23 protein-coding genes and 1 pseudogene are annotated in these 26928 nt (G+C 65.0%); 16 read left to right on the top strand and 8 right to left on the bottom strand.

The window, feature by feature from the left end; all coding sequences use genetic code 11:
- Nucleotides 1-217: 217 nt before the first annotated feature.
- Both ABH915_RS05740 and ABH915_RS05735 read left to right on the top strand, forming a co-directional pair.
- A complete protein-coding gene (locus ABH915_RS05740) occupies nucleotides 218-394 on the top strand; it encodes an SRPBCC domain-containing protein (RefSeq protein WP_370118766.1) in 177 nt (58 codons plus the stop codon).
- Between the two features lie 32 nt (nucleotides 395-426).
- A pseudogene (locus ABH915_RS05735) lies at nucleotides 427-698 on the top strand (SRPBCC domain-containing protein).
- Nucleotides 699-739: 41 nt separating this feature from the next.
- Here ABH915_RS05735 and ABH915_RS05730 read toward each other — a convergent pair.
- The 6 genes from ABH915_RS05730 to ABH915_RS05705 are packed head-to-tail and all read right to left on the bottom strand — an operon-like array spanning nucleotide 740 to nucleotide 8788.
- Nucleotides 740-1456, bottom strand: a complete 717-nt coding sequence (locus ABH915_RS05730; RefSeq protein ID WP_370118763.1) for a TetR/AcrR family transcriptional regulator — start codon at nucleotides 1454-1456, stop codon at nucleotides 740-742.
- Nucleotides 1413-3437: a CocE/NonD family hydrolase gene (locus ABH915_RS05725; RefSeq protein ID WP_370118761.1), complete on the bottom strand. Its 2025-nt coding sequence runs from the start codon at nucleotides 3435-3437 to the stop codon at nucleotides 1413-1415. The genes ABH915_RS05730 and ABH915_RS05725 overlap by 44 nt, the downstream gene beginning before the upstream one ends.
- Nucleotides 3431-5365, bottom strand: a complete 1935-nt coding sequence (locus tag ABH915_RS05720; RefSeq protein ID WP_370118759.1) for a dipeptide ABC transporter ATP-binding protein — start codon at nucleotides 5363-5365, stop codon at nucleotides 3431-3433. Before ABH915_RS05720 ends, ABH915_RS05725 begins: the two co-directional genes overlap by 7 nt.
- On the bottom strand, nucleotides 5365-6258 hold the full coding sequence (locus ABH915_RS05715) for an ABC transporter permease (protein WP_370118756.1): 894 nt from the start codon (nucleotides 6256-6258) through the stop codon (nucleotides 5365-5367). Before ABH915_RS05715 ends, ABH915_RS05720 begins: the two co-directional genes overlap by 1 nt.
- A complete protein-coding gene (locus tag ABH915_RS05710; RefSeq protein WP_370118753.1) occupies nucleotides 6255-7211 on the bottom strand; it encodes an ABC transporter permease in 957 nt (318 codons plus the stop codon). The genes ABH915_RS05715 and ABH915_RS05710 overlap by 4 nt, the downstream gene beginning before the upstream one ends.
- Nucleotides 7211-8788: an ABC transporter substrate-binding protein gene (locus ABH915_RS05705; protein WP_370118751.1), complete on the bottom strand. Its 1578-nt coding sequence runs from the start codon at nucleotides 8786-8788 to the stop codon at nucleotides 7211-7213. The genes ABH915_RS05710 and ABH915_RS05705 overlap by 1 nt, the downstream gene beginning before the upstream one ends.
- A gap of 171 nt (nucleotides 8789-8959) precedes the next feature.
- Between ABH915_RS05705 and ABH915_RS05700 the strand changes: the two genes are divergently transcribed.
- Both ABH915_RS05700 and ABH915_RS05695 read left to right on the top strand, forming a co-directional pair.
- Nucleotides 8960-9820, top strand: a complete 861-nt coding sequence (locus ABH915_RS05700; RefSeq protein WP_370118749.1) for a DMT family transporter — start codon at nucleotides 8960-8962, stop codon at nucleotides 9818-9820.
- A gap of 71 nt (nucleotides 9821-9891) precedes the next feature.
- Nucleotides 9892-10359: a hypothetical protein gene (locus ABH915_RS05695; protein WP_370118746.1), complete on the top strand. Its 468-nt coding sequence runs from the start codon at nucleotides 9892-9894 to the stop codon at nucleotides 10357-10359.
- A gap of 635 nt (nucleotides 10360-10994) precedes the next feature.
- On the opposite strand, the gene pdxA is transcribed toward ABH915_RS05695, so the two are convergent.
- A complete protein-coding gene (pdxA, locus tag ABH915_RS05690; protein ID WP_370118743.1) occupies nucleotides 10995-13418 on the bottom strand; it encodes a 4-hydroxythreonine-4-phosphate dehydrogenase PdxA in 2424 nt (807 codons plus the stop codon).
- A gap of 251 nt (nucleotides 13419-13669) precedes the next feature.
- Here pdxA and ABH915_RS05685 point away from each other — a divergent pair, with 251 nt between their 5' ends.
- The 10 genes from ABH915_RS05685 (at nucleotide 13670) to ABH915_RS05640 (ending at nucleotide 23700) form a co-directional block, all read left to right on the top strand.
- Nucleotides 13670-15244 carry an ABC transporter substrate-binding protein gene (locus ABH915_RS05685; protein ID WP_370118740.1) on the top strand — a complete coding sequence of 525 codons (1575 nt, stop codon included), beginning with the start codon at nucleotides 13670-13672 and terminating at the stop codon, nucleotides 15242-15244.
- 3 nt (nucleotides 15245-15247) lie between these two features.
- A complete protein-coding gene (locus ABH915_RS05680) occupies nucleotides 15248-16183 on the top strand; it encodes an ABC transporter permease (RefSeq protein WP_370118737.1) in 936 nt (311 codons plus the stop codon).
- Nucleotides 16180-17130: an ABC transporter permease gene (locus tag ABH915_RS05675; RefSeq protein ID WP_370118735.1), complete on the top strand. Its 951-nt coding sequence runs from the start codon at nucleotides 16180-16182 to the stop codon at nucleotides 17128-17130. Before ABH915_RS05680 ends, ABH915_RS05675 begins: the two co-directional genes overlap by 4 nt.
- A 1-nt stretch (nucleotide 17131) precedes the next feature.
- Nucleotides 17132-18010 (top strand): ABC transporter ATP-binding protein, encoded by an 879-nt coding sequence (locus ABH915_RS05670; RefSeq protein ID WP_370118732.1) that lies wholly within the window; start codon nucleotides 17132-17134, stop codon nucleotides 18008-18010.
- Complete coding sequence (locus ABH915_RS05665; protein ID WP_370118729.1) at nucleotides 18003-18830, top strand: ABC transporter ATP-binding protein; 828 nt, start codon at nucleotides 18003-18005, stop codon at nucleotides 18828-18830. Before ABH915_RS05670 ends, ABH915_RS05665 begins: the two co-directional genes overlap by 8 nt.
- A gap of 75 nt (nucleotides 18831-18905) precedes the next feature.
- Nucleotides 18906-19895 (top strand): aldo/keto reductase, encoded by a 990-nt coding sequence (locus tag ABH915_RS05660; RefSeq protein WP_370118726.1) that lies wholly within the window; start codon nucleotides 18906-18908, stop codon nucleotides 19893-19895.
- Between the two features lie 54 nt (nucleotides 19896-19949).
- Nucleotides 19950-20726, top strand: a complete 777-nt coding sequence (locus ABH915_RS05655; protein ID WP_370118724.1) for an HpcH/HpaI aldolase/citrate lyase family protein — start codon at nucleotides 19950-19952, stop codon at nucleotides 20724-20726.
- Between the two features lie 18 nt (nucleotides 20727-20744).
- Nucleotides 20745-22073 (top strand): exo-alpha-sialidase, encoded by a 1329-nt coding sequence (locus ABH915_RS05650; RefSeq protein ID WP_370124946.1) that lies wholly within the window; start codon nucleotides 20745-20747, stop codon nucleotides 22071-22073.
- 36 nt (nucleotides 22074-22109) lie between these two features.
- On the top strand, nucleotides 22110-22820 hold the full coding sequence (locus ABH915_RS05645) for an SDR family NAD(P)-dependent oxidoreductase (protein ID WP_370118721.1): 711 nt from the start codon (nucleotides 22110-22112) through the stop codon (nucleotides 22818-22820).
- Between the two features lie 94 nt (nucleotides 22821-22914).
- Nucleotides 22915-23700, top strand: coding sequence for a DeoR/GlpR family DNA-binding transcription regulator (locus ABH915_RS05640; protein WP_370118719.1), 786 nt, complete (start codon nucleotides 22915-22917; stop codon nucleotides 23698-23700).
- A 125-nt stretch (nucleotides 23701-23825) separates the two neighbouring features.
- Here ABH915_RS05640 and ABH915_RS05635 read toward each other — a convergent pair whose 3' ends face one another.
- Nucleotides 23826-24245: an ester cyclase gene (locus tag ABH915_RS05635; protein WP_370118717.1), complete on the bottom strand. Its 420-nt coding sequence runs from the start codon at nucleotides 24243-24245 to the stop codon at nucleotides 23826-23828.
- A 491-nt stretch (nucleotides 24246-24736) separates the two neighbouring features.
- Here ABH915_RS05635 and ABH915_RS05630 point away from each other — a divergent pair, with 491 nt between their 5' ends.
- Both ABH915_RS05630 and ABH915_RS05625 read left to right on the top strand, forming a co-directional pair.
- Nucleotides 24737-26110, top strand: coding sequence for an MFS transporter (locus ABH915_RS05630; RefSeq protein WP_370118714.1), 1374 nt, complete (start codon nucleotides 24737-24739; stop codon nucleotides 26108-26110).
- A gap of 81 nt (nucleotides 26111-26191) precedes the next feature.
- The gene (locus tag ABH915_RS05625) at nucleotides 26192-26896 is read left to right on the top strand and encodes a FadR/GntR family transcriptional regulator (RefSeq protein WP_370118711.1); all 705 of its coding nucleotides are present in this window, start codon (nucleotides 26192-26194) and stop codon (nucleotides 26894-26896) included.
- The last annotated feature ends 32 nt before the right edge of the window (nucleotides 26897-26928 follow it).

Below are 26928 nucleotides of genomic sequence, written 5' to 3'. Positions count from 1 at the left end.
GCCGGTTCCGTCCGGGCCGTCCGTCGCCGCGATCGCTCAGTCGATGAGATGTCTCCGGCGAAACCACCCTTGACTTTTCTGCTGACCGTCGTCAGTCTTTTCGACAAGCTGTCCCGCCAGGCCGTGACGGAAGGCAAGCTGCTGCAGCTCGCAACGTGATTGGCGCGGCCAGCTGAGTCCGCTTCCGTGAGTGTCCGGGGGATGCCAGAGTTGAAGGATGAATGAGGCAAGCGGGAACGAGGAAACCGGGAACCGGGCAACCGGCGGGCTGGCCCTGAACCTGGAGTGCACGCTCGCCGCGCTCCCGGAAGAAGTCTTCAGGATGCTGACGGAGTCGACCGAAGTGGTGAAGTGGTGGGGTCCGCACGGCTTCGTCATCCCGCAGCCGAACTGAACCTCACGGAAGGCGGCCGCTACCGCTTCGCCATGACGCCACCGGACGGCGAAACGTTCCACCTCTCCGGCGAGTTCCTCGAGATCGATCCCCCCGGGGCCTAATTTACACATTCCGCTGGGAGGAACCGACGCCGGACGAACGGGACACCGTCGTCGACCTCTCACTCGGGAGTTCCGGCAAAGGCACGCACCTGATGCTCTCGCGGCAGCCGTTCCTGACGGAGGAACGGCTGGAACTGCACCGCAACGGATGGACCGAATCGTTCGAGAAATTGCAGGGGGTCCTAGCTACCCGCACCTGAAGCCCCGGGAGGAAACGAGGCCAAAGCGCCCTCTCCTCAAGTCAGGAGATTTGCAACTCCCGTTTGACGAACTTCACCAGGAGTTCGCGGGCCATGTCCACGGGTATGACAGATCCCCGGGAGTAGCACTGCACTGCCAGCCCATCCACCATGGCGGCCGTCTCGACCGCGAACCGGCGGGGATCAGCGCAACGAAACGCCCCCGCGCGAACCCCACGCTCGGTCACATCCTGCAGGGCGTCGCGCCAGGCCGTGTAGTGATCGTTCATCCACTGGCCGTACTGTTCGTCACGCGCTGCTGCGGACCAGAAGTCGAGCCAAATCAGCCAGTGCCGACGGGAGTTGGCGTCGGACCCGAACATTCCCTCAAGGAAATACAGGAGTTCCTTGCCCGGATCCCCGGATCCTTGAGCGCTTTGCTGCAAAGGAACATAGAAATCGGCTGTCTCCGCCTTCACCACTTCCATCAGCACTTCGTCGAGACCTTTGAAATGATAGGAAATTGTGCCGGGCGAAACTCCGCAAGCCTTGGAGATATCCCGGATCAGCACATTGAACAGCCCTTTGTCGGCTATTAGGTCGCGGGCGGCGTCCACCACCAATTGCCGGCGAACCTCGGTTGGGTGGCGCTGACGCTCCCCCGCCGTCTTGGCGCGCGGACGGTCAGAGTGATCCTGTTCGGCCGAGGCCATGTTGTGCTCGCTCTCCCGTAATTTAAGCGGACGTCCGGTCAATGTTTTTCTCAAAGGTTTTTTCAAAGAATACTTCTTCGCCCTTGAAGGCACGGACGGTATTGCAAAGTTGATATTGCTTAGCCGAGGCCGTCACCGTGGCATGAGTTTCGATCCGGACAGCCCAGTCATCCTTGCGCAGGCTGATCTTCCACTGTGATTCAGCCTTGGCGCTCAAGGGGTCATTATCCGAAATGAAATAGGATTCCAAAGCGTCCTCGCCGAAATGCAGCCCATCGGGATAGATCCGGTTTCCGCCGTAATTCGGATCCACGGTAAGAGTCCAGCCTTCCGACTGCGGCTCGTATCGAACTTCGCGTTCAGGCCGGGCCGGAAGCGCGGGGCCGGGTTGGATCGGCAGCGCTGGCGCCTGTTCCGCCTCCTGAAAGCGGACGTCCGTTCCGATGGCCGACAGATCAAGTGCATCCAGCGTCAGCTCGCTGGCAGCAGCATCGATGGTCACAGCTCCCCGGTCCCCGTGCGGCCAGATCCAGGGCCAGTACGTGGTTGACAGGGCGAGCCGCACCTTGTGCCCGGCCGGAATCTGCCACGACATGGCCACGAACTGGATATGCGCGTCCACAAATTCGCCGGGAGTAAGGTCGTCCGCCCGGTCCATCCCGTAACGATGTGCGAGGTTGATGGCTCCCCGGGTAATGAGCGTTGACGACCCGTCGGGCGCGACATCGCATAGCCGCGCAATAATATTCGCCCGCGCGGTTGAGGCGGCAACCCGCAATCCCAGGCGCGCAAAGCCGAAGAGATTGATGTCCTCATCCAGAACGCCGGTTTCGAAGATCACCGATCGCCCGTCCTCAGCCCGCTGGTCCGGCGGGAGGTCCGAGGCGTTGCCGAACGGGAACCAGCGGGCGGCGTCCGCGCCGTTGTGCTGGGGGGTGTCCACAACCGCGTGCTGGCGGTGGTCCAATGCAAGGCTGCGCAAGTCGGTAGCCAGGTTGAAAGTGGAGCGTCCGACGGCGGTCGAGGGCCAGCCTTCCAGACCCAGCCAGGAGCCGGCACGTTCCGGGTAGTTCGTGGCCGGTCGCACCGAGTCCTGGTGATAGGCCCGCAGTGCCGGTTCATCCATGATCTTGGTGTCGATGTCCTTGAGCCAGTAATCCCACCAGCGCAGCGTTTCCTGCAGGAAACCGATGGTGGGCCCGGGAGTGCGGGCGATGTCGGGGTACTGGTGGGACCACGGCCCAATGAGACCCTGCACGGGCGACTCGAGGTTTTCCAGCAACCGGAACACAGTATTCCGGTAGGGATCCGCCCAGCCCCCGACTGCCATCACCGCAGCGGTGATCTTGGAGTAGTCCTCATTAACAGACCCGTGACGCCAGTAATCGTCCCGTTCCTGATGATCCATCCAGATTTCGGAGAACGGCTGGAGGGCTTCCAGCCTCTCCTTCCACATGATCTCCCAATTCTCCCCAACCCGCCACGGCGCCGGCGGCCGGCACTGAAAGGCCAGCATGGTGCCCGCCCACGAGGTCATGTCGATGCCCAACATAGCCCCGCCGAAGTAATGAACGTCATCCGCAAAGCGGTCGTCGGTGGAGCAAACGGTGACAATCGCCTTCAGTGCTTCGGGCTGCTCGGCAGCGAGTTGCAGTGAATTAAAGCCTCCCCAGGAGATGCCGAACATTCCGACTTTCCCGGTGCACCACGGCTGGGCAGCCAACCACTCGATGACCTCGACGCCGTCGGCCTGTTCCTGCTCATGGTATTCATCGAGCATCACGCCTTCCGAGTCACCACATCCACGCATGTCGACGCGCACTGAGGCGTAGCCGTGGCCGGCATACCACGGGTGCCGCTGGGCATCGCGGGGCGCCGTCCAGTCTCCTCGGCGGTACGGCAGATATTCCAGCAGCGCCGGTACCGGCTCCGCAGCGCTGTTTTCCGGCAGCCAGATAGTCGCGGCCAGCTTGGTGCCGTCTTTGAGGGGGATGACAACGTTCTCCATCACACTGACGGTGTGGGGAAAGTCTGTGCGGATCAGCACGTCCGGTTTCCTTCCAAGGCTGGAGTTGATGTGCCAGCGAGCTCGGCCACGTCTGCGTGGCATTGAATATTGTGGCCGGCACTTACTGCGATGGTGGGCGGGGCGACGGTGTGGCAAACGTCCCGGACCAGGGGGCAGCGGCTGGCGAAGGGACACCCGTGCTCGGGCGGGGCGGCCGGAATTTCGTCTTGGATGTCCTTGGTCTTGGCCTCATGGTTATCCCCGAGCTCAATGACAGAGTCCAGGAGCAGTCTGGTGTACGGGTGGGAAACAAACCCGAAGATCTCCTCCACCGTCCCTTCCTCCACCACGCGGCCCAGGTACAGCACCACGACGCGATCGGCGATAGCCCGCACAACAGCGAGGTCGTGGGTAATGAACAGAAAGCCGAGGGATTTTTCCCGGCTCAAATTATCCATCAGCCGGAGGATGGATGACTGCACCGAGACGTCAAGCGCGGACACCACCTCATCCGCCAGTACTAGGGCAGGCGCTGCCGCCACGGCCCGGGCGATGCCTACCCGCTGGCGTTGGCCGCCGGAGAGCTGGCCGGGTAGGCGCTGCGCAAAGCCCGCGGGCAGGTCCACGTCCGCCAGGGATTGCTGCACGCTGGCGTCCTTGACGCCGAACAGATTGATGGGCCGCTGGACAGCGGTCCGGACGGTGTGGCGCGGATTCAGGGAAGTATCAGCATTTTGAAAAATAAGCTGTATGGCCTGCCTGAGGTTCTTGGGTCGGCCGGACACCGTCTTGGCCAGTTCGCCGCCATTCGCCAAGACAATCCGGCCTCCAACGGTTTTCTGCAGTCCGGCGATCGCATTGGCTATGGATGACTTGCCGGAGCCGGATTCGCCCACCAAAGCCACTACTTCGCCGGCGTTGACCATGAAACTGACATCCTTCACGGTGGCTCCGGTGCCGGGAACGTGCTTGCGGCGGTAGTCGATGCTCAATGACTCCACAGTCAGCACGGGTTGTGACATGCCCGGCGCCGTCCGTCGGTAGACGTTTTGGTCCTGGACTGAGTCGATGCCGGCATCGATAGCTGCATGGTCCATGCTGGGCGGTATGCCAGGGACGTCGATGCGCGGCACGCTCGCCAACAGCCCGCGGGTATAGGCGTGCCGGGGATTTTCCAGCACCTCTCGGGTGGCACCAGCTTCCACGATTTCGCCGCGCCGCAAGACAGCAACGTCGGTGCACATTTTGTCGATGACACCCAGGTCGTGGCTGACTATCACCATGGACATGCCGAGCGAATCCTGCAACTCCGTAAGCAGGTTTAGGATCGCGGCCTGCGTCACCACGTCCAATCCGGTAGTGGGTTCGTCGAGCACCAGCAGGGTGGGGTCGGCTGCCAGCGCGACGGCGATCCCGATCCTCTGCTGCTGTCCGCCTGAAAATTGGTGGGGGTAGCGGTCAAGGGCCTGGCTGGGATTGGGCAGGCGTACTAGCCGCAGCAGGTCTTCGGCACGCTGGCGCTGGGCGGCCTTGTTCCCCTTGAGTGAGTGCAGCGCCTCTGCGATCTGCTCATGGATTTTCATGGTCGGCGTAAGGGCGCTGCCCGCGTTTTGCGGGACCATGGCCACTTCGCGGATCCGGAACTGGCGGAGTTGTTTCGGCCGGAGGGCGAAAACGTCCTGACCGGAAACGCTGGCGGTCCCGGTGGCAACGAAGGAGCCGGCGCGCAGGGATCCCAGCAGTGCACCAGCGAGCGTGGACTTTCCCGAACCGGATTCACCCACGAGGCCCAGGACGCGGCCGCGGCCTAGCCTGAGGGTGATGTCCTTGAGGACGGGAATCTCGCGGTTGCCGGTCCGGTAGGAAATGCCCAGGTTTTGGATCTGCACCACGCTATCGGCGAAGTCCTCATCGAGGCCCTGCACCGATCGGCGACGGCTGTTGGAGGTTGTGGTCTCTGGTGTCATCAGCCCAACACTTCTTTCATACGGTCAACACCGAGGCTCTTGGCGAGCCCGTCGGCTGCAAGGTTTAGGCCGACGATCAAGGTGGCGAGGGCCACGATCGGGGACAGGGTGGCCAGTGGCACGACCGACATCAGGTTTCGGTTTTCCGCCACCATCAGGCCCCAGTCAGGCGTGGGAGGACTGGCACCGAAGCCGAGGAAGGATAGCGAGCTGATCAGCAGCACCACCCAGGAGGCGCGCATGGCGAACTCCACAAGGATGATGTCCAAGACATTCGGCAACACTTCGCGGGCCAGGACGGAAAACATTCCCTCGCCACGGGCTTTGGCAGCGGTGATGTAATCCTTGGGGAGCACATCCATGACCGTTGCCCGGACGATGCGTGTCACCCCGCCGGTATAGACCACCACTACCGCCAGGATGATTACCCACGGACCGGTCCCGAAGATGGTGACCACCACCAGCATGGACAAGATAGCCGGGACGGCAAGCACGGAGTCCAGTATCCGGGTGATGACGTCGTCCACGATGCCGCCGCGGTAGGCGGCGATGCCGGCGATGACGGATCCCAGCAGTACTGTCAGTGCGGTGGCCGCGAAGCTGACGGCCAGAGCGTACTGGCCGCCGAACAACGTTCGGGTGAGAGTGTCTCTGCCGAGCGCGTCCGTGCCCAGCAGGTGCGCGCCGGAACTCTCCTGCAGCGCGCCCATCGCGTCCGTGGCTACAGGATCGTATGCAGTCAGCAACGGCGCGAACAGCGCAAGCAGGATGTTCAGAATCACCAGCCCGAAACCGAAACTGGCAGAACGTGACTTCAGGATGGACCGGACCACCCGTGACATGTTCCCGGGCGGGGCCGATGCTGGGGCTGCCGTGGTGGTCATGGCACTCATTTGGCGCTCCTCGGGTAGCGCAGACGTGGATTAAGCAGGAACGCGGCAAAGTCGGCCAATAGATTGCATACCACGTAGGTCAGTGCGCTCATCACCGTGATCAACAGGATGGCGGGGAGATCGCGCGTCTGGACTGAACGGATCATCAGGGTGCCGATGCCCGGATAGTTGAAGATGCTCTCCACCACCACCACCCCGCCCACCAGCCACGCGACGTTCATGGCAATTACGTTAAGCGTAGGAAGCATCGCACTCGGCAGGATGTGCTTGAACACAATCCGTGGCGTGGAGTTCCCCTTCAGAATGGCGGTGCGGACGAACTCGCTGTCCATTACATCAATCACCGACGTGCGCATCATGCGGATGATGTAGGCCGCCAAGACACAGATCAGCGCCGCCGCGGGTAGCCACACGGAGGGCAGGATCTCGGCCAGCGAGGCGTTCTGGCCGGCAATCACGACGGCCGGAAAGATCGGAATGTAGATGGAGAACAGCAAAACGAGCACCGTTGCCACAACAAACTCCGGAACGCTCATCCCTACGAGCGCCAGCGTGGAAATCGAGATGTCAGGCCAGCGGTCGCGGGTCAGCCCGGCCACCAGGCCCAAGACCAGGGAAAGCAGGATGCCGATCACGATGGTTATCCCGGCCAGGATCGAGGTATTCACCAGCGCCGAACCTACTTCTGCCCCCACGCTGCCGCCGCTGACAAGGGAATTCCCGAAATTGCCCTGCAGCGCGTTGCCCAGCCAGCTGAGGAACCGTGAGACGGGGGGCTCGTCGAGCCCCAGTTGCTGGCGCATTGTGGCAACTGCCGCGGGTGTCGCGTTCTGCCCCAGCAGCTGGCTGGCCGCGTCTCCCGGCAAGGACTGGATGGCGCTGAAGACCAGCACCGTCGCCAGCAGAACCGTGAAGGCGGACCAGCCTACCCGCTTGGTAAAAAACGTCAGCATCAGGCCCGCAGCCCGATGTTGATGTAGTCGAACTCGAACCCGTGCTCGCTGTAGTTGACCACCTTCTTGCTCAATCCGGTGATCCGATCGGAGAAGAACGGGGTCAGTGAGCCACCGTCATCGACCAGGATCTTCTGCGCGTCCTGGTAGAGCGTCTTGCGCTTGCCGGCGTCGACCGTTGCACGGGCCGCGTCCAGTGTCTGGTCGAACAGTGCGTTGGAGTAGGCCGTCTCGTTGTAGGAGGAGCCGGTGCGGAATATCTGGTTGAGCAGCTGGTCGATCGGCCGCCCTGTGTACCAGTAGGTGGTCATCAGCGGCTTCTTCATCCAGACATCCGTGAAGTAGGAATCCGCGGGCGAGTTGGTTACCGTCAGGTTGATATTGGCGGACTTCATGGAGCTCTGCAGGGCCAGCGCGAGCGGGGACAGCACGGGGTCGTAGCTGGACGTGTAGACGGGCACGTCAAAGCTGTCGAAGCCTTTCGTCTTGAGCAGGGACTTCGACTTTTCCGGGTCATAACCCAGACCGTAGTCGAGGTAGTACGCCTCGGTGGGCGGCACCGGGTTGTTGTGCGCGATGGTTCCATTGCCCTGCACAGCCAGCTTGAAAACCTCGTCCGGGTTGTAGGCATGGGCGAAGGCACGTCGGATGTCAGCGTCCTTGAACTGCTCGCTGGTGTTCAGCATGGGAACCGGGTACCACTGCGCGTTCTTGACGCTGGACACAGTGGCCACGGACGACGCGGAAACCGTCTTGGCGGTGGCGAAATCCAGGTTGGTCTGGGCGATGAGGTCAACTTGTCCGGCCAGCAGTGCGTTTACGCGCGCCTGAGTGTCAGCAATGCTGGAGAACTCGATGCCGTCCAGCTTGGGCTTGTCGCCGAAGTAGTTCTCGTTTCGCAAAATAGCGCCGGGACCCGCAGCCGTGAAGCTCTTCAGCTTGAACGGACCGGTGCCGATGCCGCTGGCACCGATCGTCGCCGCGGACCCGGCGGGAATGATGTAGCAGTTGTAGCCGGTCAGAAGGCTGGCAAATTCCGCGTTCGGGGATTTGAGCGCAAAGACCACCGTGTTGGCGTTCGGGGCTGTGATGGAATTGCCGTCGACGAAGGGCGACAGCACCCCCGCTTGGGGCGATTTTGTGGCCGGATCCAGGATGTGCTGGATGGAGTAGATAACGTCCTGGGCGTTGAACGGCTTGCCGTCATGCCAGGTCACACCCTTTCGCAGCACAAACGTCCAGCTCAACGCGTCCGCCGACAGGCTCCAGGAATCTGCCAGATCCTTGACGATCTCCCCGGTGGGCGAGAGCTTGACCAGGCGGCTATAGAGGGCACCCAGGTATTCATAGGCGGACAGGGAGCTGGCCGGGTCCAGCGTTTCGGCCTTTGACGCAGGCGGCCGGGCGATGCGCAAAGTCCCGCCCTGGCGGGCAGTGCCGGTCGCAGTACCGGCAGCCGACGGCGACGGACTGACCCCGCACGCGGAGAGCAGTGCGGGCGCCAACAGAAGGGCCGAACCGGCGAAGAGGGTCCGCCGGGAAAGCTGCCCTGAGGATGCTTCGATCCTTGAATCCATCGTCCTGAATCCTTTACTTTTTGCTTTCGTGAACAAGCTAATTCATGTACTGTACGAATAAATCGTTCGGGAGAGCAATAGTTCGACGACAAATTAACAGCCCGGAAACAAAGGGCAATTCCGATCGAAAGGCCTGCAGTGACGGGTTGGTACAGAAGACCAGACGTGTTGATGGTCATTACATCTGCATTTACCTATGTGGCCACGCGGGAGGCTCTCAAGGTACTTTCGCCCCAGGACCTGACTCCGGTTCGGTTCCTGATGTCCGCCGGCATAGTGGGCACGTTCCTACTGATTCGGCGGCAACGGCTGGCCATGACACGCGCCGACGTCCCCCGCATGCTGCTCACCGGGCTTCTTGGCTACGCCGGCTACGGCTTCTTGCTCAATCTCGGCCAAGCAACCGTGCCGGCTGGCACCACCAGTCTGCTGTTGAACATATCTCCGGTTTTCGCCTTCATGCTTAGTTACCTGGTACTAAGGGAACGAACCACGGGACTTGGCTACATCGGCATCGTGACCGCCGTGCTGGGCGTCGCGGTGATTACGCTGGGGGACAGCAGCGCCGTCGGCTTCAACGGTGACGCCATGTACATCGTGACCGCCGCTTTGGTTCTGTCGGTCTTCCTCATTGTCCAGCAGCCGCTGTTCAAACGAATCCCCCCGGTTGAGGTGGTGTTCTGGGGCAGCGTCACCGGCGGTGTGGCAACCCTGCCCACCGCGACATTCACGGCTGATCCCAACGAGTTCACCCCGATGTTCTGGACCGCGCTCCTGGTCCTGGCCGGGGTATGCACCGCCGTTGCCTACGCCTTCTGGAACATCTCCTTGGCCCGCACGAGCGTTGCGGAAGGAGGCGCACTGCTCTATGTGGTCCCGGTGCTTTCCTTGCTTCTGGGCTGGGTCTTGCTCGGGGAAGTGCCCACCGTCGCATCTCTGGTGGGTGGGGCCGCGGCACTCACGGGCGTCGTGCTTCTTTCCCGGGCAACTCCCCCGGCATCCCAAATGAGTGAACTGAGGCCCGTCCCGTGACTCCGGAACAGACGCCTGCGTCCACGCAGCGCCCTCAATCCACCGGCTTGGGACCTGTCTCGGAGGTCATCATGGAGTTCATCATTCCCCGGCAGGCGGTTCTGGCCATGGAGTCCGTGGCGAACGCGGCATTCCACCTGGTTGGTGGGCGGCTTATCACCGTCTCGTTGTGGCGCCCTGCCATGCAGGATCTCGTACGCGTCTACTCCAACATGCCCGAGATCTACCCGGTGGGCGGAGTCTCGAGTGCGTTGGGAGCAGAATGGACACGGCGGTGTGTGGGACAGTTGGAATCCTTTCTGGCGGAAGATGAGCATGCCATCAATTCCGACGCCTTCGAACATCAGGACACGTTGGGGGCGCTGCAGTTGGAGGCCGCGGTGAATGCCGTGGTGGCCAAGGACGGCACTTTCCTTGGATGCCTGAACTTGCTGGGCAGCCGAGGCTCGTACACGGAGCAGAGTGTTCGCGATGCCGACAACCTGGCCGGCCAGTTGGCTGACATACTGACCGCGCTCCGAAGTCATCTGACTGGCTAGGCTCTCTGGCTACGGCACCGATCGCCAGCGTCAGAGCGCTGCTGGGGTACTCGCACAGCCGACTCGCCGCTTGCCAGGGCAACTTAGGATTCAACGTCGGCCGCTGCAATTGCCTTATCCGTGAGGATGGGCATCATCTCGAGTAGGGCGAGGGTCAGCCCTCCCATGATCCCGAACATGACCTGCAGGCCCACCGGGCCAGGATTCGGGGACGATGCTCTATCACGTGCGGCAACTGCTCTCCACGGGATTCCTTGAACCCGCCGAGGTCCGGACGGGAGAAAGTGGTGCGCTAGAGAAGTCGTATCGTTCCACCGGACGGTCCTGGAATCTGGACACCGCACTACGTGAAGCTGGCCCGGACGGGCCGCTGACACCGATCGAGGTGTTTCGGGAAGAGCTGACGGAAGCAGGACCGGACGCCCTCGCCAGCCTCCCACGCTTCGTCCTGCACCTCTCCGAGGCAGACGCTGAGGACCTCATCACGCGCATTCACGCCGTGCTGAGCGAATACACCGGCAGCGACCGGAAGCGATCGGACCAGCCCGCATACGGCGGCATCTTCGTCCTTCACCGGTCGCCAGACTGGGTCATCAGACTAGGTCTCGGCCCCTTCGCGAGAGACGCCCATAGCGCTACTTCTGCAGCACCGGGCTCGGCGACATCTCCGCGGCTTGGCGCAGGGCCTCGATCATGCTGCGCACATCCACGATGCCCTTGCCGGCGATGTCGAACGCCGTGCCGTGGTCCACGGAGGTGCGGATCACGGGCAGGCCCACGGTGATGTTGACGCCGGCCTCGATGCCCAGGACCTTCACCGGGCCGTGTCCCTGGTCGTGGTACATCGCGACAATCAGGTCGAAGTCGCCCCGGCCGGCCAGGAAGAACGCGGTGTCCGCTGGGAGCGGGCCGCGGGCGTCGATGCCGTCGGCCTGCAGCTTCTCGATGGCCGGGGTGATCTTCTCCGCTTCCTCGCCGTAGCCGAACAGGCCGTTCTCTCCCGCGTGCGGGTTGATGGCGCAGACGCCGATCTTCGGGTTGGCGATGCCGGCGCGCTGCATGGCGCTGTGCCCGCGCCGGACGGTGCGTTCCACCAGGCCGGGCTCGATCTTGTTGATCGCATCGATCAGGCCGATGTGCGTGGTCACATGGATGACCTTGACCTTGGGTGTGGAGAGCATCATGGACACTTCCTCGATCCCCATGAAGTGCGCCAGCAGCTCCGTGTGGCCCGGGTAGATGTGGCCGGCCTTGTGCAGTGCGGCCTTGTTCAGCGGCGCGGTGCAGATCCCCTGCACGTCCCCCTTCATTCCGAGCTCGCAGGCGATCCGGATGTAGTGGTACGCGGCGTTGCCGGCCTCGGCGGATTCAATACCCCAGGGCAGGTCGTGCGAGAGCAGTTTCGGGTCAATCACGTTGATGCGGCCCGGTTCGAACACGGCGTCGGCCACGTCCTGGATCTCCACGATGTCGGCCTGGACTCCGAGTGCCTTCGCACCAAGTTCCAGCCGGTACACGTCCCCGATGACGACGGGGCGGCAGTCCCGGTAGGCGTTTTCGGCCAGCAGCGCGCCCACCGTGACTTCGGGGCCGACGCCGGCGCCGTCGCCCATGGTGACGGCGATGACGGGGCGAGTGTCGGGTTTGGTGGCATTCAACTCGGTGGCATTCAAGACTGAATTCATGGTTTCTCCAGATATTGCGGAAGGGTCGAGTGGTTTTTGGGATGCAGTGCCGGCAGGTTCGCTGGTCCGGCGGCTTTGGATTGAGTGGTAGAGCTGAAGGAGGGCGTGGTCGTCGCCGAAGCTGCCGGGTTTGGTGCCCACCAGCCGGCCGTCGTCGGCGAGACTGACCACGGCACCGTGCTGTTCGGCGCCGAGCGGTTCCAGCGCCCGGATGCCGAGGCGCTCCAGCACCTCGCGGGCGGTCTCGCCGCCGGTCAGGATTAGATCGGGCAGGACGACGTCGAAGGCGGCGCCCGGCGACTGTGCGCCCGAAAGATGAGGGTCCAGGACGCCGGAAACGATTTGGCCCAGGCTACGGACGATCGAGCCGGCTTCGCGGGGATCCACTTGCTCGGCGACGACCGTCAGGGCCAAGGGTTCGCCAACGGCCAGAGCCTCCCGGACCGTTTGGATCTTCCGGGCCGTCCCGGGCTGCCGCAGTTCCTCCGGGCTCAGCCCGACGAGCGTAAAGCCTCCGGCCTGAAGCTCCCGCAGTTGCCTGCGTGCGGCCCCGGACGCTGAGCCGACGACGGCGAGCACCGGCCGGGCGCCAGAGCTTCCGGTAGAAGTAGAGGTACTTGAGTCCCCAGGGCCAGCCTGCGCGTTTCGCGCAGGGAACTGGATTCCTCTGCTCGCCCCAGCGCGCGCTCCTGGTCGTAAAGTCTGCGCGAGCACGGCAGCGATGCCGCCAGTGCCCACCAGGACAATCCCCCGGCCGCCGGCGGAATACTCCAACTGCGTCAGGGCATCGACCACGGCTTCCAGGTCTGCCTCAGTCTCGCCGTCGGCCACCACGGTCACGGCGTCATCGCCTGAGAACAACTGGCGGAGCCGTTCGGCCAGGTCCGGCGAGCGCACCGCGGTTAGATCCAGCGCCTGTGCGGAGCTTTGAGCCAGGACGTCTGCCACGCGGGAAGGCGGCGACGCCGATTCCGCGTGCCAGAGTCCGGTGTCGGCCAGCGGCACGCCGTCGGCGTAGGGACGTCCGTCCACCACGGTCCGCCCCAGCTGCGGGAGGGCACCGGCAACCAGCACGTGGCAGCCGAGGTCCGTCAGGGCCGCCACTTCAGCGCCCACGTTGCCGCGCCACAGCGAATCGATCTTCTTGAACAGCACGGGTGTACGCGCCGCCTCCCGGCTTCCAAAGACGCGTGCCACGGCGGCCGCCGCTTCCTCCGTGGAGGATGACCTGGAATGGGTGTCAACGACGACCACGTCGGAAGTCGCGGAAGCTGGTTCGAGCAGGATCCGCGTGTCGAACCCCTGCCGGGCAAAGCACTCCCCTACTTCAGCGGCGCCGGAAAAGTCATCGGCCTGTACGAGCACTGTTGCCATGTCCCCTCCTCCCTTGGATTGAGCTGGCACTTGAATTGGCGATTCAACTGGCATTTGAACTGGCCAGCGGGCAAGTAATGAAGCTGGTCATCGAGCTCTTCATCAAGCTCTCGATGTCCTCATCATGACACAACTGCGCGAATCGCGCTATGACTATTGCGCATAACGCGCATTCGTGGCAAGGTGATCCATGTAACACGGCGCAGGCCATCCGGTCCCCAGCCGTTCCCCGTTCTACCGAGAGGTCAACGATGACCGTTCTTCCTCAAGGAAGTGAGATTTCCCGGCGCCGCCTGCTGCAATTCGGCGGACTGGCCGGACTTCTCCTGGGCACAGGCACCGTCGCCGGATGTGCCGGCCCCACCGGCCTGCCGGGCCCCAGCACCCTGACGCTGGCGCTCAACCGGTCCCTGGTCAGCCTGGACAACAAACTTAACCAGTTCGACGCCGCCGTCACGGTCCAGCGCGCCGTACGCCAGGGCCTCACCGCCATCGGCCCCGAGACCAAACCAGTGCTGGTCCTGGCCGAAAGCTTCGTGATGACCTCGCCCACCACGTGGACGGTCCGCCTCCGCGAAGGCATCAAATACTCCGACGGCACGCCCCTGAAGATCGAGGACGTCGCCACGGCACTGAAGATGTACCAGCAGGTCCAGGGCTCCTTCGTGGCCGGCTTCTTCCCCGAATTCCCCACCGTGGTGCCCGTGGATGACCGGACGTTCCGGATGGAATCCAAGAAGCCCATCCCCATCCTGGATTCGCTCATGAGCATGATCCTGATCAGCCCCGCGGCCAAGAACAAGCCCCAGGAGCTGCAGGACGGCGTGGGCACCGGCCCCTACGTCGTGACCAAGTTCAACCGCGGCGCCGGCACTTACAGCCTCAAGCGGAACGAGAACTACTGGGGCCCGGCCCCCAAGGTGGACAACGTCGAGGTCAGGTTCCTCCCGGAGGAATCCAGCCGCGTCATTGCGCTGCGCAGCGGCGAGGTGGATGTCATCGACTCCATCACGCCCGACTCGCGCGAACAGCTGGCCGGACTTCCCGGCGTCGTCCTTAAAGAGGCATCCAGCCTGCGCCTGAACCAGATCTTCTACAACTTCCGCAAGCCGGCCGGGCACCCGTTGGCCGATGCCCGGGTCCGTGAGGCGCTCAGTTGGGCCATCAACGGCGAAGCGCTGGTCAAGGACGTGCTGGTGAACTCCGTCAGCCAGGCCGAGGGCGTCACCCCGTCCAGCCTGACCGGCTTCGCCAAGACCGGCACCTACATCTACGATCCGGAGAAGGCCAAGGCCAAGCTCAAGGAGCTCGGCGTCAACGACCTGACCCTGAAGATCATCTGGGAAACCGGCGAGTTCGCGTCCGACACCTCCGTGATGGAGGCCCTCGTGGAGATGTTCGGCAACATCGGCGTCAAGGCCCAGCTCCAGCAGTTCGAACCCGGCGGCAACATCCTGGCCTGGCGCCAGGGCAAGGAAGGCGACTGGGACCTGCTGGGCAACGGCTTCAGCAGCCCCACCGGCCTGGCCATCACCATGATGCAGGGCATGTACGCCGGTACCGCGGAGAAGGAAAAGACCCGCGACACCTACCAGGGGTATGTGGTGCCCGCTGTGCAGGCCAAGATCCAGGCCGCCGCCTCCGAAGTCGATCCCGTCCGCCGGCAGCAGCTGATGGACGTTGCCCAGCAGGCCATCTGGGAGACCTGGCCGTGCGCCTGGGCGTTCGTGCCCAAGTCCGTGCTGGCCCACCGGGAGCGGGTGGGCGGCCTCTCGCTGGCGCCCACCAACTCCTACCCGCTTGCTGACGTCCGGCTGGAGGCCTGAACCATGACCAAGTACATCCTCAAGAGGCTCGGGCAGGGCCTGCTGACCGTGTTCCTCACGGTCTCCACCGTGTTCGTCCTGGTCCGGCTCGCCCCGGGCGACCCTGCCGTGGCCTACGCGGGACCGCTGGCCACCACCGAAGAGCTCGCCAAGGTCCGGACGCAGTTCGGCCTGGACCTGCCCCTGATCCAGCAGTACTGGATCTTCCTGCAGCAGCTGTTCACCGGCAACCTCGGCACCTCGTACTCCTTCCAGGCCCCGGCCATTCAGGTGGTGCTGGAACGGCTGCCGTACACGCTGACCTTGGCCACCGCCTCGATCCTGCTCACCGCGGTGGTCGCCATCCCGCTGGGCGTCTGGATGTCCCGCAGGCCGGATACCAAGAAGGAATTCGGCGTCAACGTCCTGACCATCGCCGGGCAGTCCATGCCGGACTTCTGGACCGGCATCATGCTGCTCACCTTCTTCGCAGTGCTCATCCCGATTTTCCCGGCCTCCGGCTTCGCCACCTGGAGCGCGCTGGTCCTGCCGACCGTCACCATCGCCATCCTGCAGATTGCCCTGATCTCGCGGATGGTCCGGCGGGAAATGACCACGAATTTCGCCGCGCCCTACCTGACGGTGGCCCGTTCCCGCGGCGTCCGGAATTCCCTGCTGACGTGGCGCTACGCCATGGGTAACTCCGCCATCCCGGTCTTCACCGCCCTCGGCACCCGCTTCGCGGCCATGCTCAACGGCGTGGTGGTGGTGGAAGTGGTGTTCGCGTGGCCCGGCGTCGGCTCCCTGATTGTCCGGGCGCTGGAAACCCGCGACTACCCGCTGATCGTTGCCACCGTCCTGGTCACAGCAGTGCTGGCGGTTGGAGTCCAGCTGCTCATCGACCTCGCCTACCCCCTGCTTGATCCCCGCATTCGTCTTGGAAAGGCGGCCACCGCATGAGCCTCAGCGACACCGCATTGCCCCCTGCAGGAGGACCCTCGGACCTCCCCGCCGAGCCTCCGGCCAAAAAGTCCTCCCCCAGCGCCGTCACCAAGGAGCTGATCGCCAAGGCCGGCGCCACCCGCCGTCGGGCCGGCGCCAAGTTCAAGATCCGCACCGGCGTCATCTGCACGCTGCTGGTGGTCGTTCCCATCGTGCTGGCCGCATTCCTGCCGCTACCTGACCCCAGCCACCAGGACCTTGCCCAGCGCCTGCTTCCCCCGCTGTCCGAGGGACATCTGTTCGGTACCGACCAGCTGGGCCGCGACCTGCTTTCCCGGATCCTGCACGGCGGGCAGGTTTCGCTGACCATCGGCGTCCTGGCCGTGGTGGTGTCCGGCACCATCGGCATCATCTTCGGCGCGGCCGCCGGTTACTTCGGCGGCAAGCTGGACAGCGTGGTCTCCCGCCTGATCGAGGCGCAGATGTCCCTCCCGCTGCTGATGATGCTGCTCCTGGTGGTGGCCCTGTTCGGGGCGTCCATTCCGGTCATCACGTTCGTCATCGCCATCGCCCAATGGCCCGAGGTGGCGCGCCTGACCCGGTCCATGGTGCTCGTGGAACGCGAAAAGCCCTACGTCTCGGCCGCCCGGATCTTGGGCCTGCACCGCGTCCAGATCCTGATCCAGCACATCATCCCGAACGTCATCAAGCAGGCCACGCTGGTGGTGCTGCTCCTCCTGGCCCAGGCCGTGCTGCTGGAGAGCGCCCTCGCCTTCCTCGGTGCCGGCCCGCAGCGGCCGTTCGCCACGTGGGGGCGCATCATCTCCGACGGCCAGGACTACCTCACCACCGCCTGGTGGCTGGTGACGGTGCCCGGCCTGGTAATCGCGGTCATGGTGGTGGGCGTGAACCTGCTGGGCGACGGCCTCCGCGACCGTCCCCGCCGCAAGAAGAAGGGTGCTTGAGATGAACGCACTGCCTGTCAACGAACACGTTGAACAGCCGCTTTTGGAGGTCCGCGACTTCCAGGTGGAACTGATCACCGACGCCGGCATTGTCCGCGCAGTGGATTGCGTCAGCTTCTCGATCCACCGGGGCGAGACGGTCACGATCATCGGTGAGTCCGGTTCCGGTAAGTCGACGACGGCGATGGGCATCCTCAGGCTCCTGCCGGATGACCTCGCAGTACTCTCGGGAACGGTCCGGATCGACGGCGTGGACGTGATCGCCGACCCCAAGGCCATAGATAAGGTCCGGGGCAGGACGCTCGCGCTGATCCCGCAGGACCCCATGACGGCCCTGAGCCCCGTGCATTCGATCGGCAACCAGCTCTCCGAGGCCATTCGGATCGCGGGAGCCGCCTCCAAAGACCCGGGCGCCGTCCATGCCCGCGCCATCCGGCTGCTGGAACAGGTCCACATCCCCACCCCGGATGCGCAGCTGAAGAAATACCCGCACCAGCTCTCCGGCGGCATGCTCCAGCGCGTCCTGATCGCCATCGCGCTCGCCAGCGAACCGCAGCTGCTGGTGGCCGATGAGCCCACCTCCGCCCTGGACGTCACCGTCCAGGCCGGCATACTGGACCTGCTGCTCGAACTGCAGGAACAGCGCGGCATCGGCATCCTGATGATCACGCACGACCTCGGGGTGGCCCGGCTCATCTCGGACCGGATCCACGTCATGAAGGACGGCGCGTTTGTCGAGTCCGGCGAGGTCCAGCAGATCGTGGAGAACCCAGCCACGGAGTACACCCAAAAACTGCTCGCCGCCGTGCCCGTCCTGGGCCCGTGGGACGAATCGCCGGAGGCCACCGCCCTGACCAGCACTGGAGCCAGCAATGACTAAGCCGTTCCTGTCCGTCGAAAACCTCGTGGTGGACTACCACGTCTCGAAGGGAACCTTCCGGGCCGTGGACGATGTCTCCTTCTCGGTCGAGAAAGGCAAGACGATCGCCGTCGTCGGAGAATCCGGTTGCGGGAAGTCCACCATCGCCAAGGCGCTCATGCGCCTGGTGACCCCCAGCAGTGGCCGGATCGAACTGGACGGCACGGACCTGGCGCGGCTGAGCGAAGCCCAGCTCCGGCCCCTGCGCTCCAAATTCCAGATGGTCTTCCAGGACCCTTACGGTTCCCTCGACCCGCACCTCACAGCCCAGGAAATCGTGGCCGAACCGCTGAAGCTCCAGGGTGTCCGGTCGCGGGCCGAGCGGCACAAGGCGGCCGCCCAGCTGATCGATCAGGTGGGCCTGCCGGCCAATTCCCTGGAAAAGCACCCGTCTGAGTTCTCGGGCGGTCAGCGGCAGCGGATCGGGATTGCCCGGGCGCTGGCGTCCAAGCCCGAACTGCTGGTCTGCGATGAGGCCACGAGTGCGCTCGACGTCTCCGTGCAGGCCCAGGTGCTGCGCCTGCTCAAATCCATCCAGGAGGAAACCGGCATCACCTACGTCTTCATTTCGCACAACCTCGGCGTGGTGCAGGAGATCAGCGATACCGTGATGGTCATGCAGCGCGGCAAGCTCGTGGAGCACGGAACGACGGCGCAGGTGCTGACCGCGCCGAAGGAGGACTACACCCGCAGGCTCCGCCGTGCCGCCCTGGACCCGTCCACCATGAGCGGGCTGAAGCCGCGGCACCTGGTGTCCTCGCTGGCGCTGAAGACCGCCTGAGCACGCCGTTCATCCAACCGCCAGCGATCCCCCCGTCAACTCAACTCCGTCAATGCAACCGCGAGGAATCAACCAATGAGCATCCAGTCCGAAGGTACGCCAGTAGACGGCCTGAAGCTACCCATCTCCAGGCTCGTCCTGGGCACCATGACGTTCGGTGACACCGCCGATGAAGCCACCGCGGGGCGGATGGTGGACGAGGCGCTCGCCGCCGGCATCACCACCATCGACACCGCCAACGCCTACGTCGGCGGAGCCACCGAGGAGATGCTGTCCCGCCTCCTGAAGGACCGCCGGGCCGACGTCGTCCTCGCCTCCAAAGCGGGCATGCCGCATCCGGACCACGGCCAGCACGCCCCGCTGTCCAAGGAAGGGTTGCGCAACAGCGTGGAGGGCAGCCTCCGCCGGCTCGGCGTGGACAGCATCGACCTGTTCTACCTGCACCAGCCGGACCGGGCCACCCCGCTGCAGGAAACCCTGGGCACCGTGGCCGAGCTCGCCGCCGAGGGCAAAATCGGCGCCCTGGGCGTGTCCAACTTCGCCGCCTGGCAGATCGCCGACGTCATCCACGTGGCCGGCGAAGTGGGCGCACCGCGTCCGGTGGTCGCGCAACAGCTCTACAACCTCGTGGCCCGCCGCGTCGAGGAGGAATACCTCGAATTCGCCGCCACCCACGATGTTCACACCATGGTCTACAACCCCTTGGGCGGCGGGCTGCTGACCGGCAAGCACAGCTTCGACGCCAAGCCCTCCGAAGGCCGGTTCGGCGACTCCAAGTTGGCCGCCATGTACACCCAGCGGTACTGGGACAAGCAGCTCTTCGAGGCCATCAACGAACTGTCCCTCATTGCGCAGGAACTTGGCATCAGCCTGGCGGAGCTGTCCCTGCGCTGGCTCGCATATCGCAACGGCGTCGGCTCCATGCTGCTCGGCGGATCGAAGGTGGAGCAACTGCAGGCCAATATCTCCGCCGTGGCCAAGGGCCCGCTGCCGGAAGACGTCTCCGCCGCGTGCGACGCCGTCGGCGCCGGGCTCCGCGGCCCCATGCCCGCCTATAACCGCTGACATACGAAACCATTCCCCCGACTGAACTCCCTGACTGAAGGCAGAAGACACGACATGACATCCGAACTCGCTACCGAATTTGCCCGCAAGATCCGCGCCCGCGAGCAGGCCGTCGGCTACTGGGCGGTCCTGGACGCGCCCGTGGCGACCGAGCGCATCAGCCGGCTCGGCTATGACTACGTGGCGCTGGACGCCCAGCACGGACTGCTCGGCTACTCGGGCGTGCTGAACGGGCTCATGGCGATCGACGCCGGGCATACCGCCGTCGGCATGGTGCGCGTGGAGGGCAACGACTTCACCGCGATCGGCAAGGCGCTCGACGCCGGCGCGGTCGGCGTGATCGTCCCGCTCGTGAACACTGCGGCCGATGCCGCCGCCGCGGTCGCCGCGGCCAAGTACCCGCCGCAAGGCGGCCGGTCCTACGGACCCATGCGCTCGGCCCTGCGGATCGGCCCGGTTCCCGCCGACGCAAACGCGGCCACCCTGGTCTTCGCCATGATTGAGACCCCGGAAGGGCTGGCCAACGTCAAGGAAATCTGTGCAACGCCGGGACTGGATGGCATCTACGTGGGCCCCTCGGACCTTGCGATCGCCGTCGGCGCCGCCTACCCGGGCGACCCCGCGGTCGACGCCGAGTTCAACGCCGCGCTGGAGACAATCGCGGACGCGGCAGCGGCCGCAGGGGTGGCCGCGGGCATCCACACCCCGGCCGGTGAGGTGGCCGCGCTCCGGCTGCGCCAGGGCTACACGTTCACCACGATCGCCTCCGACCTGACCCACCTGGAGCAGGTTGCCAAGGCCCACCTGGCAGCCGCAACGGCAAAGGACTGACCTGTGACTTCAACAGATGTGCCCGCAACTGACGCTCTCCGCACCGGCTCGCCCAACACGCAGGCTCCCGGCTACTCCACCATCACACCCGACGGCGAGGTCAGGGAAGCCGGCGGCAGCCAGTACGCGTACCTGCCGGCACCCACCGTGCAGAGCCACGCCGCGAACCTCCTGACCCTCCCGGACGGCCGGCTCGGCTGCGTCTGGTTCGGCGGCACCCAGGAAGGCGTGCCGGACATCTCGATCTGGTTCTCCACCCTGGACCCGGGCAGCCGCCAGTGGTCGCCGGCCGAGCAGCTCTCTAACGACTCCGCCCGCTCGGAACAGAACCCCATCCTGTTCGCGGCCCCGGACAACCGGCTGTGGCTGCTGTACACCGCGCAGAAGGCCGGCAACCAGGACACCGCCGAGGTCCGCCGCCGCATCTCCACAGACAGCGGCCGCACCTGGGGCCCGGTGGAGACCCTGTTCCCCGCCAACGAGTCCGGCGGCGTGTTCGTCCGGCAGCTGCCCGTGGTGCTGCCGTCCGGCCGCTGGATCATCCCGATCTTCCGCTGCATCACCACCCCGGGCGAGAAATGGGTGGGCAACAGCGACGACAGCGCCGTCATGATTTCTGACGACGCCGGCGCCAGCTGGAGTGAGCATGTCCTCCCCGGCAGCCTGGGCTGCGTGCACATGAACATCCAGCCGGTGGCCGACGGCTCCCTGCTGGCCCTGTTCCGCAGCCGCTGGGCCGACTCGATCTACGAATCCCGGTCCACCGACGGCGGCACCACCTGGAGTGAGCCCGTTCCCACCGAGCTGCCGAACAACAACTCCTCCATTCAGTTCGTTGCCCTGACGGACGGCCGGCTGGCGCTGGTCTACAACCACAGCCGGGCCGAGGCCGCCACCGAGCGGCGGCTCTCGCTTTACGACGAGATTGACGACGACGGCCTGGCCGAGGAACAGGGGCAGATCACCGAACCCGTAATCACGGCAGGGCCGGAGACCGGCTCCGCTGCCGGAGCGGCTGCCGGCGAACGGAAGGCCTTCTGGGGCACCCCGCGGTCCCCCATGACGCTCGCGATCTCCGAGGATTCCGGCCGCAGCTGGCCCATCCGGCGCAACCTCGACGTCGGCGACGGCTACTGCCTGTCCAACAACTCCCGCGACGGCCTGAACCGCGAATACTCCTACCCCTCCATCCACCAGGGCCCGGACGGCGCACTCAACATCGCCTACACGTACTTCCGGCAGGCCATCAAGTACGTCCGCGTGGATCCCCAGTGGGCCTACGAGGGCGCAGGCACGCCAGGCGAAACGTCTGCCGAATTAGCCGGCCGGGCAGGCGACGGAGAGTAATAAAGGATGGAGAGCAGTAATGGATGGGGCGCAGTAATGACCGAAACAACAGCGGCCGCTGAGCTGACAACGGCGGCGCCGCACGCCGTCGTCACCGGCTGCAGCTCGGGCATCGGCAAGGCCATTGCCGTCCGGCTGCTGGCGGACGGCTGGCACGTGACCGGGCTCAGCCGCAGCGAACCCGCGCTGGGGCCGGGCTTCCAGTGGCGGCAGGCGGACCTCTCGGACCCGGCGTCCCTGGCCGAGTGCCTCGACGGTCTGGCCCCGGTGAATGCCTTGGTCCACGCCGCCGGCTTCCAGCGGACCGCCGTCCTGGGTGAACTGGACCCGGAGGCGTTGGCCGGGATGTTCACGGTCCATGTGGCGGCCGCGAGCAGCCTGGCCAACGCCCTAGTTCCCCGGATGCCGGACGGTGGCCGGGTGCTGCTGGTGGGCAGCCGGACCTCGACCGGTTCGCCCGGCAAGAGCCAGTACGCGGCCACCAAGGCCGCGCTGCTCGGCCTGGGACGGACGTGGGCGCAGGAACTGGCACCCCGCGGGATCACGGTAAACGTGCTGTCTCCCGGACCCACGGACACGCCGATGCTCGCCGACCCGGGCCGGTCCGGCACGCCGCCGATCCTGCCCGCACTCGGCCGGCTCGTGGACCCGGAAGACGTGGCAGCACTGGCCGGATTCCTGCTGGGGCGCCACGGGAAATCCATCACGGGACAGAACTATGTGATCTGCGGCGGCGCGTCCCTATGAACGGATGCGCGCCGGGTCCGCATAGCATGAGGACAGCGATGTACCGCTCGGTACAGCTACGGTTGCGCGAGCACCCGGTGAAGGAGAGCCAACGATGACTACCGCGAAAGCCAGGCGCGAAGAGATCTACCACCTCGCCGTGACCACGGGCCTGGCGTCCGTGGAAGAGCTGTCGCGGCATTTTGCCGTGACCGCCTCCACGATCCGGCGGGACCTGGCCCAGCTCAACGAGCAGGGAAAACTCGCCCGGACCTACGGCGGCGCCGTGGCGCTGGGCGCACACCCCGAGCCGTCCCTGCGCCAGCGGACCGGCGAGGCCTTCGAACAGAAACAGGCCATCGCCGCATGGGCGGCCGCCGAGGTCAAGGAGGGCGAAAGCATCCTGCTCGACGGCGGTTCGACCGTCGGGGCCATGGCGCACGCCCTCCGGGACAGGGAGAACCTGTCGGTCACCACGCCGGGCATCAACACCCTCCAGGAACTCGCCGATTCCCCGGGCATCCAGGTGGACTGCCTGGGCGGACGACTCCGCGGGCTCAGCCAGACCTTCGTGGGTCCCATCGCCGAGGCAGCCCTGGAGCGGATGAGCTTCGACCGGGTGTTCCTCGGCGCGGACGCCGTCACGGTGGACGCCGGCCTGTGCGAGGCCGACCAGGCACAGACGCGCCTCAAGGAACTGATGGCACGCCGCGGCAACACCGTCTACGTCCTGGCGGATTCCACAAAGCTCGGCAAACGCCCCTTCCATGCCTGGGTGCGGCTTCCCGCCCCCTGGGTCCTCGTCACGGACAACCGCGCGGACCCGGAGCAGGTTGAGCTCTTCAGGCAATCCGGCGTGACTGTCGAACTCGTTGACGTGGCGCCGGCGCAGGCCGCCTGACCGGACTTTCGACGTCGAACGGCTGTCCGCGTTTCCCTGTGGGGAACGTGGACAGCCATTTTTTGCGCGGTTTTTGTTGCGCGGTCCGGCCGCGAGCCCGCCGGCCCTGTTGTTGGTCGCCTGGTTCAGGCAACGGCCACGGCGCCGATCTGCTGCATGAGGCTCAGGTTGTCCGTGGTGCCCCAGTGCTCGGCCACTTTTCCGTCCTCGACACGGATGATGTCAGTGCAATCGAACTCGACGCTCTTGCCCGTTGCCGGGATGCCGGCCAGGTCCCCGCGATGCGTACCCGTGAGAATCACATGGCACGCCTCCAGGTTTCCGGCGAGCACCTTCGGCTCGATCTCCTTGACCTTAATGTCCGGGAACGCCGTCCGCATTGCGTTCACGAAGAACTTCACGCCATCCTTGCCCGCCGGCTGCCCGGGCATAGCCTCTTCGTGATCCACATAGCTGTCCGTGGCCAGCTCATCAACGAGGGCGAGGTTTCCGCTCTCAATGACTTCCTTGTAAAACCGCTCAATCAATCCAACACCTTCAGACATTTCCGACTCCTTGTAGGCGAGAGACCGGATTTGGATCCCCCCAGACCATTCCCCAGGAAGTCCACCTCTTCGGGCGGCCTCGGCAGGCGGAAAGCCCGCGCGGAGCGCCGAGATTACTGTGGAGATGCCAGTGGGGATCGGGCGAAACGCCTCGTTAAGGCAGAAGATATTCCGGGGTTTCGAGGGTGTCAAGATGCGCCGATTACCGCCGTTCCCGGCCAGGCGGCGACACGACAAACACCACGATGGCAGAGGGCCCTTCCGCCGCCGTCGGGCGTCACATACCTCCCGGACGCAACGGAACCGACTCATAAATGGTCCAGTGAGTCGGCCAAAAATCGTCCGTGTAACCGCCATGTTAAACCCCGTTTCGCACCCGTAAAATGCTCCTAACCCCCGGAAAATCAAGGGTTTTTGCCCCTGGCGACCCCCTAGCTTGGTACTTGGTTCGACCAATGAACCAATCAGCCGAGAGCCTCCAGGAGCATCCCTTGAACGTTTCCACCGCAGAAAAGCCGGCCACCGCCGGCGTCATGCCGGCGGGGTCTGGTGCCACCCCGCCCGCCGCCCGCCGCCGGCTGCTGCCTGTCCGCGGCAAACGCCCCGGCCCGGTCGCCGTCACCGTCCTGTTTTCACTGGGCTGGGTCTTCATGTACGCGGACCGCAACATCCTCTCCCCCGTGATGAGCGTCATCCAGGAACAGTGGGGTCTGAACAAGGGCCAGCTCGGCCTGATGTCCACCGTGTTCTTCCTGACCTATGCCCTGATGCAGATTCCCACCGGCTACCTCGCGGACAGGATCGGCCGCGTCAAAGTGGTGGTCGCCGGCTACGTGATCTTCGGCATCGGAACCATCCTCAGCGGCTTCGCCCCCGGCTTCATGGTCTTTCTACTGATGCGCGCCTTCACCGGGATCGGCGAAGGAACGTTCTACAGCCCGGTCTACGGCATCTCCTCCAGCTACATCTCCGACAAATGGCGCGGGGTTTCCGCCGCCCTCATCAACAGCGGCATGGCCGTGGGCATCTCGCTCGGCTTCATCGGTTCCAGCTACTTCACCTTCACGCTCGGCCTGCCGTGGCACGCATCATTCCTCATCTTCGGTGCCGCCACCTTGGCTGTAGCCTTCCTGATCAACTACTTCCTCGCCCCGATCGACGCGGAGCACAAGGCCCAGGCTGCCAAGACCGCCGAGTCAGAACGGAACGGCGCGGCCCCGGCCGCCAAGGAATCGAACAAGGCGCTCTTCACCCGCAACCACCTCCTCACCTACGTGCTGATCTTCTGCTCCCTCTACGGCTTCTTCTCGATGCTGACCTGGTTGCCTACCTACCTACAGCAGGCCCGCGACGTCGCCCCGTCCCAGACCGGCATCATCGCCTCGCTGGTTCCCTGGGCTTCCATCCCCGGCGCCATCCTGCTGAGCATGCTGGCCCGGCGCCTGAGCAACACGCGCCCGTTGATTGTTCTGCTGGCCGTCCTCGGCGGCGCGTGCCAGATCCTGGTCCCGTTGACCGGCGAATACTCCCTGATGATCGTGGGCTTGGTGGTGTACGGCCTGGTCGGCAAACTCGCCCTGGACCCGATCCTGATCGCCTTCCTGGCCGACAACACCCCGCGCTCCATGTACTCCCGTGCCTACGGCTACTTCAACTTCGCCGGGATGCTGTCCTCCATCTTCGCCCCCTACATCACTGGCGCCCTCGCCGACGCGACCGGGGCCCTGGAAGCCGGCTTCTACCTCTCCGCCGTCCTGCTCCTGGTCGGTGCGGTCGCCTTCTGCTTCACCAAGCCGGCGGCAGTGCTTGAGCCCGCCGTCACCTCCGACGTCGAGCCCGAACCGGCCCTTCAGGGCGGCAAGTAGCGCCCGACGTCGGCCCCGCCTGAGCGTTCTCCGCACCACCGCTTTCCGAACCACAGCGTTTTCCCACTGAAAGGCCGCACCGTGACCCCGAGTACCGAGCCCCGCCCCACCCTTCGGCGCAGCGCCCCGATGGGCGCGGAGGTGGCCGCCTACCTCGAACGTGAAATTGCCTCCCGGGGCCTGCTCCCGGGCGACAAGCTGCCCACTGAGCGCGAACTGGCAGCCAAGCTTTCGGTATCCCGGGGCACGGTGCGTTCTGCCTTGCAGGATCTGGAAAGCAAGCATTTGCTGGAACGGGCCCCCGGCCGGGGCACCCGGGTGGCAGCTCCGCCGGCTCCTGTCAGCGAGCTCTATGCCCGTCTCGCCGGCGTCGATCAAGCCCAGCAGGACGTGGCGGAGCTGCGCGGCTCAATGGAACCGCTGGTGGCCGAGCTGGCCGCCCTGCGCTCCAGCGCCGCGGACCTGATCCAGCTCCAGGACGTCCTTAGCGCCTCCAACGAACACCTCTCGCCCGAAGAGGCCCTGCGCCTGGACATCCAGTTCCACACCCTCCTGGCGCAGGCCGCCCGCAACCAGCTCATGGCCACGGTCCTCACGCTGACCGCCTCGTGGACCACCGAGGTCCGGCTCCGCTCGCACTCCACCCCCGAGGGACGGCGGAGTTCCATCGAGGGCCATCGCCACATCCTCGAGGCCATCCAGACCAGGGACGCCACCGGCGCAGGCATCGCCATGCGTGACCACCTGGCGGACGTCGCTATCCTCATCCGCGGCCACCAGCACTGACCACACCCCGGCCACCAGCACTGACACCGAAG

The organism is Arthrobacter sp. MW3 TE3886 (assembly GCF_041262145.1).
GTDB lineage: Bacteria > Actinomycetota > Actinomycetes > Actinomycetales > Micrococcaceae > Arthrobacter.
This window is presented reverse-complemented; position numbering and strand designations above follow the sequence as displayed.